This is a genomic window from Bradyrhizobium sp. UNPF46 (genome assembly GCF_006658625.1).
Lineage (GTDB): Bacteria > Pseudomonadota > Alphaproteobacteria > Rhizobiales > Xanthobacteraceae > Bradyrhizobium > Bradyrhizobium nitroreducens.
In genome coordinates this window covers 336,301-356,028 of sequence record NZ_LFJB01000003.1, presented here as the reverse complement: position 1 = coordinate 356,028, position 19,728 = coordinate 336,301, and the positions used below count along the sequence as shown (strand labels likewise).

Annotated in this window: 10 protein-coding genes; 3 read left to right on the top strand and 7 right to left on the bottom strand. The window is 64.6% G+C overall.

Annotated features, from left to right (window positions below; translation table 11 throughout):
• The first annotated feature begins 72 nt into the window (after window positions 1–72).
• On the top strand, window positions 73–2,760 hold the full coding sequence (gene ligD / locus UNPF46_RS03045) for a DNA ligase D (RefSeq protein WP_142248987.1): 2,688 nt from the start codon (window positions 73–75) through the stop codon (window positions 2,758–2,760).
• A 123-nt stretch (window positions 2,761–2,883) separates the two neighbouring features.
• Here the strand turns inward: ligD and UNPF46_RS03040 are convergent, their stop codons facing one another.
• Window positions 2,884–3,048: a DUF3309 family protein gene (locus UNPF46_RS03040; RefSeq protein WP_007595743.1), complete on the bottom strand. Its 165-nt coding sequence runs from the start codon at window positions 3,046–3,048 to the stop codon at window positions 2,884–2,886.
• 183 nt (window positions 3,049–3,231) lie between these two features.
• Between UNPF46_RS03040 and UNPF46_RS03035 the strand changes: the two genes are divergently transcribed.
• On the top strand, window positions 3,232–3,549 hold the full coding sequence (locus UNPF46_RS03035; protein ID WP_142248986.1) for a polyhydroxyalkanoic acid system family protein: 318 nt from the start codon (window positions 3,232–3,234) through the stop codon (window positions 3,547–3,549).
• Between the two features lie 2 nt (window positions 3,550–3,551).
• On the opposite strand, the gene treY is transcribed toward UNPF46_RS03035, so the two are convergent.
• From treY to UNPF46_RS03005, 6 genes are read right to left on the bottom strand one after another with little or no spacing between them, the layout of a single operon-like run.
• A complete protein-coding gene (gene treY / locus UNPF46_RS03030; RefSeq protein ID WP_142248985.1) occupies window positions 3,552–6,338 on the bottom strand; it encodes a malto-oligosyltrehalose synthase in 2,787 nt (928 codons plus the stop codon).
• A 1-nt stretch (window position 6,339) separates the two neighbouring features.
• Entirely contained in the window at window positions 6,340–8,094 is a 1,755-nt protein-coding gene (gene treZ / locus UNPF46_RS03025; protein ID WP_142248984.1) for a malto-oligosyltrehalose trehalohydrolase, read from the bottom strand.
• Window positions 8,091–10,169 carry a glycogen debranching protein GlgX gene (gene glgX, locus UNPF46_RS03020; RefSeq protein ID WP_142248983.1) on the bottom strand — a complete coding sequence of 693 codons (2,079 nt, stop codon included), beginning with the start codon at window positions 10,167–10,169 and terminating at the stop codon, window positions 8,091–8,093. The genes treZ and glgX overlap by 4 nt, the downstream gene beginning before the upstream one ends.
• A 3-nt stretch (window positions 10,170–10,172) precedes the next feature.
• A complete protein-coding gene (gene glgB / locus UNPF46_RS03015) occupies window positions 10,173–12,320 on the bottom strand; it encodes a 1,4-alpha-glucan branching protein GlgB (protein ID WP_100178335.1) in 2,148 nt (715 codons plus the stop codon).
• Complete coding sequence (gene treS / locus UNPF46_RS03010; RefSeq protein ID WP_142248982.1) at window positions 12,313–15,606, bottom strand: maltose alpha-D-glucosyltransferase; 3,294 nt, start codon at window positions 15,604–15,606, stop codon at window positions 12,313–12,315. Before treS ends, glgB begins: the two co-directional genes overlap by 8 nt.
• A gap of 11 nt (window positions 15,607–15,617) precedes the next feature.
• A complete protein-coding gene (locus tag UNPF46_RS03005; protein ID WP_142248981.1) occupies window positions 15,618–17,561 on the bottom strand; it encodes a maltotransferase domain-containing protein in 1,944 nt (647 codons plus the stop codon).
• Window positions 17,562–17,765: 204 nt separating this feature from the next.
• On the opposite strand from UNPF46_RS03005, the gene malQ reads away from it, so the two are divergent.
• Complete coding sequence (gene malQ, locus UNPF46_RS03000) at window positions 17,766–19,727, top strand: 4-alpha-glucanotransferase (RefSeq protein WP_100178338.1); 1,962 nt, start codon at window positions 17,766–17,768, stop codon at window positions 19,725–19,727.
• Window position 19,728 lies beyond the last annotated feature (1 nt).

Genomic DNA, 19,728 nt, shown 5'->3' with positions numbered 1-19,728 from the left:
CCGCAGGGTTTTGGTTCCGGATGGGACTTTGGCCGTGATAGGCTCAATGCCGAAAGAGAAGCGGGACCAGTCGTGCTGCAGAAACTCTCGACCTACCGAAAGAAGCGTGACTTCGAGAAGACGCCAGAGCCATCGGGCAAGACAGCGGTGGCGCCATCGAAGCAGCGGCGCTTCGTGATCCAAAAGCACGATGCCAGCCGGCTGCATTACGATCTGAGGCTCGAGCTTGACGGTGTCTTCAAGTCCTGGGCCGTGACGAAGGGGCCCTCGCTCGATCCGCACGACAAGCGATTGGCGGTCGAGGTTGAAGACCATCCGCTGGACTATGGTGATTTCGAAGGAACGATTCCGGAAGGGCAATATGGCGGCGGCACGGTGATGCTGTGGGATCGCGGCACCTGGGAGTGCGACGATCCGGAAGCCGGCTTCAAGAAGGGCGATTTGAAGTTCACCCTTCATGGCGACAAGCTGCACGGAAGCTGGGTGTTGGTGCGCATGCGCAACGACCGCAGCGGCGGCAAGCGCACCAACTGGCTCCTGATCAAGCATCGCGACGAATACGTCCGCGAAGGCAAGGACAACGACATCCTCGAGGAGGACAGGTCGGTCGCCTCTGGCCGTGCGATGGAGCAGATCGCCGAGGGCAAGGGCCGAGCGCCAAGGCCGTTCATGATGGCGAAGGGCACCAAGGGCAAGGCTGACGCGGTCTGGCAATCCAACCGGGCCGAGGAATCCAAAGAGCACATGGTCAAGCCGGCCCGGCGCACGGCGGCGAAGGACGGCAAGCCCGTCAAGAGCAAGGCGGTGAAGAAGAAAGCGACGACGGCGACGAACGCCAGGAAGGTTGCGGAGATGCCGGACTTCGTGGCGCCGCAGCTCTGCACGATCGTGGAGCGGCCGCCAGCCGGTGAGGGCTGGTGCCACGAGATCAAGTTCGACGGCTATCGCGTGCAGCTTCGGGTCGAGGACGGCGAGGCAACGCTGAAGACGCGCAAGGGCCTCGACTGGACCGGCAAGTTCGCGGCGATCGCGAAAGAGGCGGGGTCGCTTCCGGACGTGATGATCGACGGCGAGATCGTCGCGCTCGACCACAACGGCGCACCGAATTTTTCCTCGCTTCAGGCTGCATTGTCGGATGGCAAGACCGACGAGTTGATCTTCTTCGCCTTCGACCTGCTATTCGCCGAGGGGCAAGATTATCGCCGCCTGCCGCTCGGCGAACGCAAGGCGCAGCTGAAGAAGCTGCTGGAGGCCCGCAAGCGCAAAGGGAGCCAGATCCGCTATGTCGAGCATTTCGAAAGCGGCGGCGATGCGGTGCTGCAATCGGCCTGCAAGCTCGAGCTCGAAGGCGTGGTCTCGAAGAAGCTGGACGCCCCTTATCGCTCCGGCCGCACCGAGAGCTGGACCAAGGCCAAGTGCCGCGCCGGTCATGAGGTTGTGATCGGCGGCTGGAAGACCACCAACGGAAAATTCCGCTCGCTGATGGCGGGCGTGCATCGCGGCGATCATCTCGCCTTCGTCGGCATGGTCGGGACTGGTTTCGGTGCCGACAAGGTCAAGCGCATCATGCCGTCCTTGAAGGCCATGGCGGCCAAGGAAAGCCCCTTCGGCGGCAAGAATGCCCCGAAGAAGACGCGCGAGGTGCACTGGCTGAAGCCGGAGCTCGTCGCCGAGATCGAGTTCGCCGGCTTCACCGCGGATGGCAATATCCGCCAGGCCGCGTTCAAGGGCCTGCGGCAGGACAAGCCCGCCGAGGAGGTCGAGGCGGAGACGCCCGTCGACACCGTGCTCGCCGAACCCGCAGCCAGCAAGCGCGCAGCGAAGACGGCCAAGCGATCGACGGACGCTGGCACCGCCGAGGTGATGGGCGTCGTCATCTCCAAGCCGGACAAGGAGCTGTGGCCGGATGGCGGTGACGGCGAGGGCGTGACGAAGCTCGATCTCGCCCGCTATTTCGAGGCGGTCGGGGCCTGGATGATCGGACATCTGACGGGGCGTCCGTGCTCGATCGTGCGTGCGCCCGACGGTATCGGCGGCGAGACATTCTTTCAGCGTCACGCCATGCAGGGCACGTCGAACCTGCTCGAGCTCGCCAAGGTCTCGGGTGATCGTAAGCCTTACTTGCAGATCGACCGCGTCGAAGGGCTCGCCGCCGTCGCGCAGATCGGTGGCGTCGAGCTGCATCCCTGGAATTGCGCGCCAAACGCCTATGATACGCCGGGCCGGCTGGTGTTCGATCTCGATCCGGCGCCGGACGTCGAGTTCGCCGATGTCGTGGATGCCGCCAAAGAGATGCGGCAGCGTCTGACCGCCATTGGCATGGAGAGCTTCTGCAAGACCACGGGCGGCAAGGGCCTGCACGTGGTGGTGCCGCTGCTGCATGGCGCCCGCGAAAAAGCGAGCTGGAAGGAGGCCAAGGCCTTCGCGCAGGGCATCTGCCAGTGGATGGCCGACGACGATCCGGAGCGCTATCTGCTCAACATGTCCAAGAAGCTGCGCAGCGGAAAGATTTTTCTCGACTATCTCCGTAACGACCGGATGTCGACGGCGGTTGCGCCGCTGTCACCGCGGGCCCGCGCGGGAGCGACGGTCTCGATGCCCGTCACGTGGGCTCAGGTGAAGAGCGATCTCGATCCGAAGCGATATACGGTGCGGACAGTGCCGGGCCTGCTGGCGCGCTCGAAGGCGTGGGAAGGGTATGAGGATGCCGCGACCTCGATCAAAGCTGCGATCAAGAAGCTGGCGGGGAAAGTGAAGTAGGCCGCAGCTCCGGCCGCAACTCCCGTGGGGTGGGCAAAGCGCAAGCGTGCCCACGATCTTTGTCGTCACGACGGGAAGGTGGGCACGGCGCGTTGCGCCTTTGCCCACCCTACGAGATATCGCCTAGATCCGCCCCAGCAGCAGCAGGATCAGCAGGATGACGATGACGAGCCCGAGGCCGCCGCCGCCGTAATAGCCGGTGCCGTAGAACGGGCCGCCGCCGATGCCGCTGAAGCCGCCAAGCAGAGCGATGACCAGAATGATCAGAATGATCGTGCCGATAGACATGCGAATCTCCTCCAGCCCTTCCTCAAAAGGGTCGTTATAAACCTGTCCCGTTGTGCGAGGGCAACTTGCCGCAGGTTTTAAAGTTCCATCTTTGAAACACGGCCGGCTCATCAACTTGGCATGGAACCATTGGGCGCGCCGCCGGCATGACTATGTGAGTATCCGTCACCATAGGGCAGGGCCATGTCAGCACCGCTTGTTGTTTCAATTCCGCACCGTCTCGGCCGGGAGGAGGCGGTACGCCGGCTCAAGACCGGGCTGGGTCGCGCCGCCTCCAGCATTCCCGTGATGCAGGTCGAGGAAGAGCGCTGGACCGGCGACAGCATGAATTTCCGCATCCGCGCGCTCGGGCAGATCGCGAGTGGTCAGGTCGACGTCGGCGATGATCAAGTCCGGGTCGAGGTTGTGCTGCCCTGGCTGTTGCAGCGCTTTGCCGAGATGGCGCAGGCCACGATCAAGAAGCGCGGGCAGTTGCTGTTGACCAAGGACGGCGGAACGTAATTTCAGGCGCGCGCGGGCGGCCGTGCCGGCCTGATCGCATTGGCCGTGCGAGCCTCGATGACGAAAGCGGGTAAGTCCCGGAACGCCAGCGCGAGCGGCAATTCATGGCCGACAAATCCCCTCGCGCTGTAGCCGGTAATGTCGATTGTGGCGTCAAATCCTTCCGACGCGGGCCATTCCCGGCCCGCTTGCGTGAACGGCGCGAAGTGACGCCCGACCACGACGATCGCCGCGCTGCGGCCATGGCGGCGAGCGAAGGCGATGACATGATCGGCATGTGTGCCGCGTACCGCGAGCGGCTGGTAGTTGCCCTGCGCGAAGACGTCGGCGAGCTCGTTGCGCAACCTGAGGAGACGCCGTGTCCAGGCCAGCTTGATCTGACCGTCCGGCCAGCTCTTTGTCAGATTGCTCCAATCCGGATCGTCCAGCGCGCCCAGTGACGTCTGCCGAGCGGCGAAGTCGATCGGACGGCGGTTGTCGGGATCGACCAGCGACAGGTCCCAGAATTCGGTGCCCTGATAGAAGTCGGGCACGCCGGGCAGCGTCGCCTTGAGAGTGAGCTGGCTGATGGCGTTCAGCGCGCCCAAGAGAGCCACGCGCCGGGCCAGCGTTTGCAGTGAATTCAGGAATTCGCCCGACAGCGCGGGATCGAGGATCTTGTCGACGAAGCTCTTGACGCCGTTCTCATACGCCTCGTGCGGATTGAGCCAGCTGGTCTCTTCCTTGCCCTCACGCGCGGCCTTCAGCGCGTAGGCCTGGATACGCTCGACGAAGCCTGCATCGACCGGCTCCTGGAGTGACCATGCCCCGAGCATCGTCTGGTAGAGCATGTATTCGAACGTCGCTGATGGCGCACGTAGATTGCCGTGGAGCGCGAGGTGCGGCGCGTTCAAGACCTTCCAGCGCGAAACTGCGCTGGTCCATTCGCCCGGCATTTCGCTGAGTACCGCGATCCGCGCGCGGGCATCCTCGCCGCGTTTGGTGTCATGCGTGGCGGTCGCCGTCATTCCCAGCGGCCATTCCCTGGCCCGGGCCTGCATGGCCTCGTGGAAGGCGGGAACGGCGAGGCCGGTGCTGGCGGGATCGCCGCCGACCTCGTTCAGCGCCAGCAGCCGGTGAAACTGATAGAACGCGGTGTCCTCCAGCGACTTCGCCATCACTGGCCCGGTGAATTGCTGCACCTTCAGCGCAAAGCGGCGCACGCGCGGCGCGCTGTGCGGCGGACGACCTGGCTTGAGCAGATCCATGGTCAGCGCGTCGCGCAGGAAGTCGAAGATGCCTTCGTCGGCAGCGAACCATTCCGCACGGGCGCGCGCGATGGTGTTGTCGATCAGCTTGCGGTCGGCGGCCGTCGGTCCGCTGTTGGTCAGATAGGTGCGGTACACCGGGAAATGCAGCACATAGAGCTCGAGCGCCTGCCGCAGGCTGTCGGCGGAGAAATCCCGGGTCGAGTAATGCCCGTTGGCGATGCGCGCGAGCAGGCGCGTCAGCACGGTGAATTCGCTGGTGAGCAGCGTCTCCAGCACGCGCCGCTTGGCGTCCTTGACGTAAGGCGCGAGCTGTGGTGGTCGGTTGCTGATCTGGCGCCAGGTCTCGTCCAGCGCCCCCAGTCCCTTGGCGTCCACCAGCACCTGGGTGATGACGTTCATCCATTCATAGCCGGTGGTGCCCTGGACGCCGGCGAAGTGCGGCAGCCTTTCGTGCTCGCACAGGATCTTCTCGATCACGGTGTAGAACGGCTTTGCGTTGCCTTGCGCGTCGCGGACCAGCCGGCGCAGCCGCTGGCAATATTGTGCGGGGTCGCGCAGGCCGTCGATGTGATCGAGCCGGATGCCCTGCAATTTGCCGTCGGCGATCAGCTGCTTCACCAGCCGATGCGTGGCGGCAAACGTGCTCGCGTCCTCGACGCGCAGACCCGCGAGCCCGTTGACGTCGAAGAAGCGGCGATAATTGATGTCGCTGGAGGCGAGCCGCCAGTGCCCGAGCTTGTAATGCTGGCGCTCCAGAAGATGATGCAGCGCCAGCGTCTGCGCGGGACGATCCTTGCCGGCACGATAGGCGCCGAGGCCGCCTGCGATGATCTCGGCGGCACCCGTGATCTTCATGAGCTCGGTCTTGAACGCGGGCGCTTCCTTGCGGTTGGGGCGGCGCAGTCCGGTATAGCGCGCCGCTAGCGACAGCAGGCGTTTGCCGGCCTCCGTCTCGGCGGCATCCGCTTCCTTCACGACCATGCGCAGGATCTCGCCATAGCGCTCAGGCGCGATCGGCAAGCGATGCTCGAAATACCAGGCGGAGAAGCTGCCCTGATCCGGATCGTAGCGCAGCTCGATATCGCCGCGCTCGAGCGCCTCGCCGTAGGATGCCCCCAGGATCGGCAGCAGCACGCCGCCGCGGGCGCGATAGGGCAGAAGATCCCAGTCGATGTCGAAGGAGACCGCATGCGGCGAGGCCTGGCCCCATTCGAGCACGTCCAGCCACCACGGATTGTCGGCGAAGTGCACGCCGACATGGTTCGGCACGAAATCGACGATGAGCCCGAGATCGTGTGCCTTGAGCGCCTCGCTCAGCCGGGCAAAGCCGGCCGCGCCGCCAAGCTCGGGATTGAACTGGCTGTGATCGACGGTGTCGTAGCCGTGGGTCGAGCCCTTGCGCGACTTCATCACCGGCGAGGCGTAAAGATGCGTGATCCCAAGTGCCTTCAGATAGGGAACGACCGCCGCGGCCTTGTCGAAGTCGAAATTCGCGGTGAGCTGAAGCCGATAGGTCGCAAGAGGAATAGCAGGAGGCACGCTAACCTCCGAGATGCCAGGTCACCGACCACGGCGGCAGCCGGTCGCCGCTCGCATCGCCCCAAATTGGCGTGCCCGTTGCTCCGCCGGGACGCACGATGTCCTTGCCCGAGAGATTGGCGACGAGCCGCAACGTCGTGCCGTCGCCCATCCGCCAATGCGCGGTGAGCAGGCCGCTGTCGGCTGCCTCGGCATCGCCAAAACGCGCACCCTTGAGCCGCGGCATGATCTCCTTGGCGCGAAGCGCGAGCAGGTCACGGACCAGCGCAAGTCGCGCATCTTGCTGTTCGGTGCGGCCGGTCCAGTCGAGCACGGCCGATTGCAGCGTGGCTGGGTCGAGCGGATCGGGCACCTCGTCGCCGTATTTCTCGTAAGCCCAGGCATATTCCTGCCTGCGCCCTTTGCGCACGGCGTCGGCAAGCCCGCCCTGGAAGTCGCAGAAGAACGGGAATGGCACCGTCGAGCCCCATTCTTCGCCCTGAAACAGCATCGGCACCATCGGCGCCAGCAAGGTCACCGCGAGCGCCGCTTCGATCTGCTGCGGCGAAGCCAGGCTTTCGAGCCGGTCGCCGAGCGGGCGGTTGCCGATCTGATCGTGGTTTTGCAGGAAGTTGACGAATGTCGCCGGCGGCAGCTCGCCGCTCGGCTCGCCGCGTGGTTTCTTGCCCCAGAACTCCGAAACCTCGCCCTGATAGACGAAGCCGGAGGCGAGCGCGCGCGCGAGGTCCATGCGCGGCGTCTGGTAATCGGCATAGTAGCCGGCGAGCTCGCCCGTCAGCATTACGTGCCAGACGTGGTGGTAGTCGTCGTTCCATTGCGCCCGATATTTGCCGTTCGGCGGCTGCTGCGCGGCATCGAGCAGGCTGGCGCGATTGTCGCCGTTCTCCAGCACGAGATGGATGTGCCGCCCGGTCGCCTTGGCGAGCTCGCCGGCGGCGACGCTGAGGTCCTGCAGCATCGACTGCTCGCCGGGGATTGCCATGATGTGGTTTGCGGCATCCAGCCTCAAGCCGTCGAAACGGTAATCGCCGAGCCAGGACAGTGCATTCTCGACCGCGAAGGCGCGCACCTGCGGCACGCGATAGTCGATCGCGCTGCCCCAGGGCGTATGCGCGTCGGTGAAGAAGGCCGGCGCATAGCGGCCGAGGTAATTCCCCTCGGGGCCGAAATGATTGTAGACGACGTCGAGGAACACCATCAGCCCGCGCAGGTGCGCTTCGTCGATCAGCGTCTTCAGGTCTTCGGGGCGGCCATAGGCGCTGTCGGGCGCATACCACAGCACGCCGTCATAGCCCCAGCCGCGGCGCCCAGCGAAATCCGCCAGCGGCATCAATTCCAGCGCGGTGATGCCGGTTGCGGCGAGATGATCGAGCTTTTCGATCATGGCGCGGTAAGAGCCCTTCGGCGTGAACGTGCCGACGTGGGTCTCGATCAGCACCGTCTCTTCCCACGGGCGGCCGCGCCAATCGCGCGCACGCCAGGGATAGGCATCGTGATCGATCACCTCGCTGGGGCCGAACACATCTTCGGGCTGGAAAGCCGAAGCCGGATCGGGCACGTCGATCTCGTCGTCGATCCTGAACTTGTAAGGGGTGCCGGCAGTGAGGCCGGCAATCTCGGTGACGTACCAGCCATCCTGCCGGCGCTGCATCGCGTGTCTGCGGCCGAGCAGCAGATCGACACGGCGCGCGGCAGGCGCCCACAGGCGGAACGAAACGCCGTCCTTCGTCGGCCTCGCCCCGAAGGATGGCCTCATAGCGCCCCCGCGAAGGCGAGCACCGAGCGCGGCGGCGCCTTGCTGTCGCTGCCGGGCAGGAAGTCGATCGTGTTCAGCTTGGCATCCGTCGTGTTCAGGATTTGCTGCCAGCTCTTGTATTCGGTCATCTTGGGCAATTTGAATGCGATCTCTTCGGGGGCGGCGTTCAGTACGATAAAGATCGCGGCCCCGCCGGGTTCCATCGGCCCCATCACATAGGAGAGAAACCGTCCATCCGGGAATGTCCAGTCGCTCTCCGTCATCTCGTCGCCGGCAGGCGTCAGCCACAGCGCGCCGTAGGACACGCCGTCCGCGGGACGGCCGTCGAGCCAGCGGTGGCTGCGCAGCTGCGAGAACCGGCGGCGGATGTCGGCGAGATGGGCGACGAAATCGACCATGTCGTCGCCCTCCTTGCCGAGATTGTCCCAGCCGACCCAGCCGATCTCGTTGTCCTGGCAATAGGCGTTGTTGTTGCCGGATTGCGAGTTGCCGACCTCGTCGCCGGCGAGGATCAGCGGAACGCCTTGCGCCAGCATCAGGCAGGCCAGCACGTTCTTGCGAAGCTGACGCCGCAAGCCGAGGATCTGAGGATCGTCGGTCGGCCCCTCGACACCGCAATTGTTGCTGTGGTTGTCGTTGGAGCCGTCGCGATTGTCCTCGCCGTTGGCCTCGTTGTGCTTCTCGTTGTAGCTGAAGAGGTCGGCGAGCGTGAAGCCGTCATGCACCGTGATGTGGTTGATGCTGGCGCGCGGGCGTCGTCCGTCGTGGTTGAACAGATCGGAGGACGCCGTCATCCGGCTGGAGATGTCGCCAATCAGGCTGCCTTCGCCACTCCAGTAGCGGCGCATGGCGCTGCGATAGCGATCGTTCCATTCCGACCATTGCGACGGGAATGCGCCGACCTGGTAGCCACCGAGGCCGAGATCCCAGGGCTCGGCGACGAGCTTAACGCTCGCCAGCACCGGATCCTGTCGGATCGCGGTCAGGAAGGAGATGCCGCGATCAAACCCGTTCGGGCCACGTGCGAGCGTGGTGGCGAGGTCGAAGCGGAAGCCGTCGACATGGCAGACCTCGACCCAATAGCGAAGTGAATCCATCACCATCTGCAGCACGCGCGGATGAGTCAGGTTCACCGACGAGCCGCAGCCGGTGAAGTCGTCGTAATAGCGCGGATTCTCCCGGTTCAGCCAGTAATAGGAGGCGTTGTCGATGCCGCGGTAGCACAGCGTCGGGCCGAGATGGTTGCCCTCGGCGGTGTGATTGTAGACGACATCTAACATCACCTCGATGCCGGCATCGTGCAGGCGCGCCACCGTGGTGCGGAAGGAATCGAGAGCGTTGTCCTGAGCGTAGCGCGGCTCGGGCGCGAAGAAGGACAGTGTGTTGTAGCCCCAGTAATTGGCGAGCTTCTTCTCCACCAGGATGCGGTCGTCGACGAAGCTGTGGACCGGCAATAGCTCGACCGTGGTGACGCCGAGCTTCTTCAGATGCTCGATCATCGCCGGTGAGGACAGGCCGCCATAGGTGCCGCGCAGGTTCGGCGGCACGTCGTCGCGCTTCTGGGTCAGGCCCTTGACGTGAGCCTCGTAGATCACGGTGTCTTCCCAGGGAATGTTGGGGCGGATCTCGCGGCGGCCCCAGTTGAAGGTCTCGTCGACCACGACGGCCTTGGGCATGCCGCGCGCGTTGTCGCGCCGGTCGAACGACAGATCCTCGCGCGGGCTTCCGGTGCGATAGGCGAAGTGCGCATCGCTCCAGACCAGACGCCCCGACAGACGCTTGGCATAGGGGTCGAGCAGTAGCTTGTTGGCGTTGAAACGGTGGCCGTGCTCGGGCTCGTAGGGGCCGTGCACGCGATAGCCGTAGAGCTGGCCGGGGGACACGTCGTTGAGATAGCCGTGCCAGACGTCCTCGGTTCTCTCGGGCAGCTCGATACGCTCGAGCTCGCGGCGGCCCTGGGTGTCGAACAGGCAGAGCTCGACCTTCTGTGCGTTGGCGGAGAACAGCGCGAAATTGGTGCCGCGTCCGTCCCAGCTTGCACCGAGGCGTGCGGGCGATCCAGCAGTCAGGCGCATGTTTCAACTTTCCGGAACGAGGAAGATCGCGGCGAGCGGTGGAATGGTGAGGCGGAGCTCGGGCGTCTTGCCTTCAACGGCATGAACTTCGCCGATGTTCCCGACATTGCTGCCGCCATAATGGGCGGAGTCCGAATTGAAAACTTCCTTCCATTTTCCGGCGAAGGGCACGCGAACGCGATAGTTGCGATAGACGTTGGGCGAGAAGTTGATGATCACGAGACACCGCGCGTGCTCGTCAAATCCCTTGCGCAGCCAGGCGAACACGTTGCGGTTGGCGTCATCCGTGATCAGCCATTCGAAACCGGCCTGGTCGCAGTCCATCTGGTGCAGCGCCGGCACCGCGCGGTAGAGACGGTTGAGGTCCCGGATCAGCGCCTGGATGCCGGAATGGTATTTGTATTCGAGCAGGTGCCAGTCCAGCGACTGGTCGTGATTCCACTCGCGGCTCTGCGCGATTTCCGCACCCATGAACAGGAGCTTCTTGCCGGGATGGCCGAACATGAAGCTGTAATAAGCGCGCAGGTTCGCAAAGCGCTGCCATTCGTCGCCGGGCATGCGGCCGAGGATCGAGCGCTTGCCGTGCACGACCTCGTCATGCGAGAGCGGCAGGATGAAGTTCTCCGAGAACGCGTAGTGCAGGCCGAACAGGATCTCGCCGTGATGATGCTTGCGGTGGATCGGATCCTTGCTGATGTAGTTCAGAGTGTCGTGCATCCAGCCCATGTTCCACTTGTAGCCGAAGCCGAGCCCGCCGAATTCGACCGGTCGCGAGACCTGCGGCCAGGCGGTGGACTCCTCGGCCGCCGTGGTCGCCTGGGGGAAGCGGGCGAAGACCTCGGTGTTGAAGCGGCGCAGGAAGTTGATCGCCTCGATGTTCTCGCGGCCGCCATACTGGTTCGGAATCCACGCGCCGGGCGGCCGGCTGTAGTCGAGATAGAGCATGGATGCGACCGCATCGACGCGTAAGCCGTCGATCGCATAGCGCTCCATCCAGAACAGTGCGTTCGATACCAGGAAGTTCGTCACTTCGGTGCGGCCGTAATTGTAGATCAGCGTGCCCCAATCGAGGTGCCGGCCCTGCAGCGGATTGGCGTGCTCGTACAGCGCGGTGCCGTCGAAGCTGCCGAGGCCGTGCGGATCGTCCGGGAAGTGGCCGGGCACCCAGTCGAGCAACACGCCGACGCCCTCGCGGTGGCAGGCATCGACCAGCGCGGCGAAATCCTCGGGGGTCCCGAAGCGGCTGGTCGGGGCATAGAGGCCGGTCGGCTGATAGCCCCAGGAGCCGTCGAACGGGTGCTCGCTGACGGGCAGGAATTCGAGATGGGTAAAGCCCATGTCGCGGGCGTAGGCCGGCAATTGTTCGGCCAGCTCGCGATAGGTGAGCCATTCTTCGCCGTTCTTGCGCCGCCAGGAGCCGAGATGAACCTCGTAGATCGACATCGGCGCCGAGAGCGCGTTGATGCCGTCGGGCGCGGGTCGTGGGCGCGGCAGATGCGCCTCGTCGAACACGACGGAGGCCGTCTTCGGACGCACTTCGCTAGCAAACGCCAGCGGATCGGATTTCAGCGGCAGCAGATGACCGTGAGGTCCGATGATCTCGAACTTGTAGTGATCGCCGGCCTTCGCGTGCGGAATGAACAATTCCCAATAGCCGGCGCCGCGCACCCGCATCGGATGGCGCCGCCCGTCCCAGAAATTGAAATCGCCGACCACGGATACGCGTCGCGCGTTCGGGGCCAGCACGACGAAGCCGATGCCGTCGATGCCCTCGAGCCGCATCGGATGCGCGCCGAGCTTGTCATAGAGGCGCTGGTGGGTGCCTTCTCCGAGCAGATAGAGGTCGAAATCGGTCAGGATCGGCGGGAAGCGATAGGCGTCCTCGAATTCGACGACGTCGTTGCCGAACTTTGCGCGCAGCTGGTAGTGCTTCGAGCCGTTCGGCAGGGCGCCGATGAACAGCCCGGCATCGTGCACGCGGTCGAGCGATGCGACCTCGCCATGTTCGCCGACCGCCTCGACATTGGAGGCCTCGGGCAAGAACGCGCGCACCACGCTTCTGCCGCCCTCGGGATGCAGCCCGAGATAGTGGAAGGGGTCGGAGTGGCGGCCCTCGATGATCGCATAGGCCTCGGCAGGCAATTTAGGCATGGGCTTCGCTCTCGGTGCTGGACAGAATGCGAAGCAGTCCGGTCAGCGGCGCATGAAGCCCCTCGGGCCGGTGGGACAGCTCGTACTCTACGTCTTCGAACGCTTGATCAAGCAGGAAAAACCTTAACAGGCCTTCTGCGGATTGCCGGTTCTCCGGCCACAGTCGCCGATCGGTCGTGGCTTCGCGATAGGCGGAGAGGAAGGTTGCGACGGCTCGCTCGCGCCATTCGCGGAGCGCGGCCGTGAGCCGGCCTTGCTCGTCGGAGGCGCCCGTGAGTGCGCGGCCCTGGGCTGCGTTGACCGAAAGATCGATCGAGCGGATCAGGCCGGCGACGTCGCGCGCGGCAGGCGCCTTGCGCCGCTTGTCGGCCAGCGGCAGACGCGGATCGCCGTCGAAGTCGATGATGAAGATATCGTCCTTCACGATCAGAGTTTGCCCGAGGCGGAAGTCGCCATGATGACGGATGTTCAACCCGCCGATCCCGGAAGGCAAGAGCGCATTGAGGTGGTCGGGCAGGGTCGCGCGCACCGACATGAGCTGGTCGATCAGCGGCCGGTCCGTCTCCCGCAGGCCGTCGCGGCTGTCGGCCAGTCGCTGGAGAACCCGCTCGGCCCGCGCCTTGAGACCGGACACGAACCGTTCGACCTGCGCAGCGCCGATCGGCTCCGGAGCAAGCTCGGTCGCCTTGGCCGCGGCCAGGGCGACGTGCATCTCGGCGAGCCGTTTGCCGATCTGCGCGATGAAGTGCAGATAAAGCGTCTGCTCCTGGGTCTCGCGCGCTGCTTCGCCCGCCGCCAGCACGCGCTGCTCGTCGATATAGCGATCGAGATAGCCGGTGGTCACGGTCCAGCCATCGCCCTGGTTCTCGACGAAGGCATGCAGCACCCCGAGCGCGCTGCGCCGATCGCCTTCGAGCAGCTCGACGCTGCCGAGCAATGCCGGCGTATTGGCAAAGCGCGCGACCTCGGTGAGATAATGGCCGATCTCGATCTCGGGGCTGATGCCGCTTTCCAGCCGCCGGTAGATCTTGGCGACGTACTGGTTGTCGACCAGCGCCGTGCTGTTCGACTGCTCGATTGCACGGATGCGCTCGGGCTCCTTGATGGAATAGTCGGCGAACCGGCTGGTCGACCTGAATTCGAGCCGCAGATTGTTCTCGTCCACCACCAGGTTTTGCGACAGGCCTCGCAGGAACAGGCCGATGAAGATCTGGTCGGTGGCAACGTCGAGCAGGGTGCCTTCGCGCGCGCCCTGGCGGACGGCGGCGAGCGCCTTCGGGTTGAGGCGCTCGCGGTCGAAGCGCACCCACTCGATCTGCATGGGCAGCACGTACCGCGTCGTGACGTCATCTCGCGTCGTCTCGAAGAACGCGATCCAGGGTCTGTTGTCGCCGATGTCGCTGAAAGGCACCGCCGAGGTCAGCGTGGTATTGATGTGCTTGGGATTGTGCTCGGGATACCACCGCGTCCGTGACAGGAAGCCAGGCAGCACGTCGCGCTCGAACACGCCGCGTTCGCGGGCGAGCGACACCCAGTTGGAGTTCACGGGCACCACCAGCGTCTCAAACTCCGGCACCGCGCGCGGCGTGACCGGCTCGGACTTGTCGCGCTCCTGAAGCTGGAACCAGTAGAAACCATACGGCCCCAGCGTGATCATGTAGGGCAATTCGCCGATCGCCGGGAAACGCGTCCGTCCGAGCATCTCCTGCGGGATGCGGTCCTTCCACGGCGACAGGTCAAGCTCGGTGGCCTGCGCCGCGCGCGACAGATTGGCGACGCACAGGATCACCTCGTCACGGTATTGCCGGACATAGGCGAGCACGGCGCGGTTGGCCGGGCGGATGAAGGTCATGGTGCCGCGGCCGAAGGCGAGCGTCGACTTGCGCACCGAGATCAGCCGCTTGGTGGCGCTGAGCAGCGAGGACAGGCTGCGCGACTGCGCCTCGACGTTCACGGATTCGTAGCCATAGACCGGGTCCATGATCAGCGGCGCGTAGAGGCGGGCAGGGTCGCAGCGGGAGAAGCCGCCGTTGCGATCCGGGCTCCACTGCATCGGCGTGCGGACGCCGTTGCGGTCGCCGAGATAGATGTTGTCGCCCATCCCGATCTCGTCGCCGTAATAGATGATCGGCGTGCCTGGGAAGGACAGCAACAGCGAGTTCATCAGCTCGATCTTGCGGCGGTCGTTGTCCATCAGCGGCGCGAGGCGCCGGCGGATGCCGACATTGATGCGGGCGCGCGGATCGTTGGCGTAGGTGGTCCAGAGATAATCGCGCTCGACGTCGGTGACCATCTCCAGCGTCAGCTCGTCATGGTTGCGCAGGAACAGCGCCCATTGGCAGCTCGCCGGAATGTCGGGCGTCTGGCGCAGGATGTCGGTGATCGGGAAACGGTCTTCCTGCGCGATCGCCATGTAGATGCGCGGCATCAGCGGGAAATGATAGGCCATGTGGCACTCGTCGCCACGGCCGAAATATTCCTGCACGTCCTCCGGCCATTGATTGGCCTCGGCCAGCAGCAGCTTGCCCTTGGAGTAGGAGTCCAGCTCCTGGCGTAGACGCTTGATGATCGCATGCGTCTCGGGAAGGTTTTCGTTCGAGGTGCCCTCACGCTCGCAAAGATAGGGAATGGCGTCGAGCCGGAAGCCGTCGACGCCGGCGTCAAGCCAGCGCTTCATCACCTGGATCAGCGCGCTGACGACGCGCGGATTGTCGAAGTTCAGATCCGGCTGGTGCGAGAAGAAGCGGTGCCAGTAAAACGCGCCGGCCTCGTGATCCCAGGTCCAGTTCGACTTTTCCGTGTCGGTGAAGATGATGCGCGTGCCCTGGTATTTCTGGTCGGTGTCACTCCAGACATACCAGTTGCGGGCGCTCGAGCCGGGATGGCTGCGGCGCGCGCGCTTGAACCATTTGTGCTGGTCCGAGGTGTGGTTGACGACGAGCTCGGTGATGACGCGCAAGCCCCGCTTCTGCGCTTCCTGGATGAAGCGCTTGAAGTCCTTCATCGTCCCGAAGTCGGGATTGACCGAGCCGTAGTCGGCGATGTCGTAGCCGTCGTCGCGGCCGGGCGAAGGGTAGAACGGCAGCAGCCACAGCGCGGTGACGCCGAGCTCCTGGAGGTAAGGCAGCTTCTCGGTCAGGCCCGCGAAATCGCCGATGCCGTCATTGTTGCTGTCGGCAAAGGCCTTGACGTGGAGCTGGTAGATGATGGCGTCCTTGTACCAGAGCTCGTCCACGACCTCTGCAGCCTCGGCCTTCTTGGTGTCGACGGAAGATAGAACATTCATGGCGTGACCCCTTACGCCAGGCAGCGGAACAAGAGCGCCGGATCGCGGTCGGGATCGATACGCAATTTGATCCCGCCCCATTCGATGCGGGACTGTTCGCCGGTGATGAGATTTTCGAGTGTCGTGACATGGTGCCGCTGACCGCTCGCGTCAACGGTGACGTCGCCGAGCGGCAGCCAGAACTCGCGTACGTGGCCCGAGAGCGCAATCACGACGAGAACAATGTTGGCGGGCTCCGCCGCCTCCTTGACGAAGGCGATCGTCTCGCCGTCTTCGGCGCCCAGAAAACGCAAATTCGCCGTTTGCTGGAGCGCGGCGTTGTCGTGGCGGATGCGGTTGAGCTCGGCAATGTAGGACTTGATGTTGCCGGCCTTGTCCCAGTCGCGCTGCTTGATCTGATATTTCTCGGAATCGAGATATTCCTCGCGGCCGGGAATGGCCTCGTGCTCCAGCAGCTCGAAGCCGCTGTACACGCCGTAACTGCCCGACAACGTCGCCGCCAGCGCAACGCGCGACTTGAAGGCCCAGGCCTCTCCGCCCTGGAGATGATAGGGCAGCAGGTCGGGCGTGTTGACGAACAGGTTCGGACGATAGAAGTCGCGCGCGGGATAGCGCGTCAGCTCGCCGAAATATTGCTCCAGCTCCCATCGCGAGGTGCGCCAGGGAAAATAGCTAAAGGACTGCGCAAAGCCGAGCTTGGCGAGGCCCTGCATCAGCTTCGGTCGCGCAAACGTCTTGGAGAACAGGATCACCTCGGGATGCCGGCGGCGGATGTCGCGGATCAGCCAGTCCCAGAACGCCAGCGGCGCGGTGTCGTGATTGTCGATGGCAAAGATGGTGACGCCATGGTCGATCCAGAACAGCACGGCGTCGCGAAACGCATTCCACAGCCCAATGCGGTCGACCGAGCTGAAATCGGGGATCACGATGTCGGAATAAGGGCCGTCCGCCGTCCGCACCGAGCGGTCCGGCCGCCATTTGAACCATTCCGGATGCTGCGCCAGCCAGGGATGATCCGGCGAGCATTGCACGGCGAAGTCGAGGGCCAGCTCGAGGCCGTATTCCAGGCAGGTCGCGACCAGCGCGCGAAAATCCTCGATGGTGCCGAGGTCGGGGTGAAGCGCATCATGGCCGCCCTCGGCGGCGCCGATCGCGTAGGGCGAGCCGGGTTCGCCGTCGGTGGCCACCGGCGCATTGTTGCGGCCCTTGCGGCGGCTGCGGCCGATGGGATGGATCGGCGTGAAATAGAGTACGTCAAAACCCATCGCCGCGATGTCGGGCACCCGCGCGATGCAGTCGCGGAGCGTGCCATGCTGGCCGGCGATCCGGCTCTGGCTGCGCGGCATCATCTGATACCAGGCGCCAAATCGCGCTCTGTCGCGGTCGATCATCAGCGGGAACGGCTGTGAGCGGGTCAGGTCGGGCCGGGACTGGCTCTCGGCCATGGCATCGCCGAGCTCGGTCGCAAGCAGCGAGGTGACATCGCCGGTTTGAAGATAATCCTCGCATTGTCTGACGATGATCGCCGCGGCGGCCTGCGCGCCATGCGCCTTGGTCAGGAGGCCCGCCCCTTCGATCGCATCGAGGCTGATATCGGCGCCGGCCCGCTGCTTGCGCAGGACGGCGTGGGACCAGGTGGCGTACTCGTCGGTCCAGGCCTCGATCGCATAGACATATTGGCCGGGCTCCACCGGCGTGAACGCACCGGACCAGCGGTCATTGCCGTGATGGGCCATCGGCTCGCGCCGCCAGTCCCGCTCCTGCTCGGGGCGCCAGAGCAGCGCGGCCCCGACCACGGCGTTGCCATCGCGGTAGACGTCGGCCCACACCTCGACGCGGTCGCCCGCGATCCGCTTCACGGCGAAGCGGCCGCCGTCGATCGCGGGATAGACGTCTTCGATGAGGAAAGCGCTGCCGGCTGCGGCACTTTCGACAGTTTGAATTGTCTTGTTCACGGTGATGCCATTGACAAGAAAGCAGGAGCCCGTTTCCCTTGTCGGGAACCCGCGCTTGGTACCACTATAGAAAGCCGCTTGTGTGTCATTGGTTCCCTGGGGAACGGCAAGCGCAGTTTGCGAGTTACCCCTGACTAACCTCTTCTGTGACCTCCTTAAAATTGATGTCCCCGGCCAAATCATGGCCTGCAAGCTGCGTGCCGTATGGATCTTTTAGCTCAAGCCCGGATCAAGGGCGTTCAATCCGAATTCATCGATGCCCTCGGGAAGCTGCGGGTCACCGACCCCGTGGCCCTGAAGTCCATCCTCGACGCCCTGCCGGAGAAGCGGGTTTACCGCTTCGTCAACGGGCCGGTCGTGGTCCGAGCGCTGGGACATCCGCGCACGGAATTGGCGGCAATCGGCGCGCCGCCGCTCAAATGGAATTTGACCGCAAACGGCAAATCGATTGCCCAAGGCGAGACACGCGAGCCCGTGATCGCCTGGCCCGCCGGCCTGCCGCTCGGCTATCACCGGTTGGCCCTGACCGATGCCGAGGGTGGGACGGAGGAGGTGCCGATGATCGTGGCGCCGGAGCGGGCCTTCGGCGGCGATTTCGACCGCGGCTGGCTGCTCGCCGTGCAGCTCTACAGCGTCCGTTCGAACCGCAATTGGGGCATCGGCGACTTCACCGACCTTGCCGATCTGGTCCGGCTCGCCAAGCAGCTCGGGGCCGACGGCGTCGGGCTCAATCCGCTGCACGTCCTGTTCGACGACCACCCGGCCGATTGCAGTCCGTATTCGCCGAACAGCCGGCTGTTCCTCAATCCGCTCTATATCGACGTCGAGGCCATTCCCGAATTCTCGGCGGACCTCGTGCCCGACGCGGCCGCGACTGCCGCCCGTCTGCGCGAAGGCGATCGCGTGCCTTATGCGGACATGGCGGCATTGAAATGGCTGGCCTTGCGGGCTGCCTTCAACAGCTTCGTGACGAGTGCGAGCGAGGCGCGTCGCAAAGCGTTCGACGCCTTCCGCGCCGCCCGCGCGCCGCTCTTGTCCCGCTTTGCCTGTTTCGAGGTGTTGCGTCATCGTTTCACCGGCCCGTGGTGGGAATGGCCCGCGGAATGGCGGCAACCGGACGAAGCTAAATGCGCAGGCTTGCGCAACGGCCCCGACAAGCGCGAGGTCGAGTTTGTGGAATTCGTGCAATGGACGGCGGATAGCCAGTTGCATGCGGCCAAGGATCTCGCCAGCCAGCTCGGCATGCGGGTCGGGCTCTATCTCGACGTCGCCGTCGGCGTGCAGTCCAACGGCTTCGATGCCTGGAACGAGCAGATGGCGATCTCCCGCCATCTCGCCGTCGGCGCGCCGCCCGACGTGCTCAACACCATCGGCCAGGACTGGGGCCTTGCGGGCTTTAATGCCGGCGGCCTGGAAGCACAATCCTTCGTGCCGTTCGCCGACATGCTCGCGGCCTCGATGCGCCATGCCGGCGCGATCAGGCTCGACCACGTGCTCGGCCTGAAGCGGCTCTATCTCGTGCCGCGTGGCTTCAAGCCCGATAACGGCGCCTATGTGCAGATGCCGTTCGAAGCGCTGCTCGGCGCCGTGGCATGCGAGAGCGCGGCCCACAAATGCATCGTGATCGGCGAGGACCTCGGCACCGTGCCGGAAGGTTTCCGCGAGATGATGCAGGATTTCGGCATCTGGTCCTACCTCGTCATGATGTTCGAGCGTGACGAAGCCGGTCATTTCCGCAACGTCGAGCATTACCGGCCCAATGCGCTGGTCACGCTGAACACGCACGACTTGTCGACCTATGCCGGCTGGCGCTCCTTCGGCGACCTCAAGATGAAGCGCTCGCTCGGGCTCGATCCCGGCGAGAACGACCAGGCGCGCTGGGATGCGCTCGGTGCCCTCGACGAGATCCTGCGCCAGAACGGCATCAAGGCCAACGATCTCTATTCGGTGCTCGCCTTCCTGTCGCGTACGCCGTCGCGGCTGCTCGCGGTGTCCATGGAGGATCTGCTCGGCGTGATCGACCAGCCCAATATTCCCGGCACCATCGACGAGCACCCGAACTGGCGCCAGCGTCTTCCCGTCGCGCTCGACAAGATCGCCGCGAAGATTGACCTCACGGCCTTGCGAGCGGCGACGCGGGAACGTTCGTCGAATGGCGGGAGTTGAT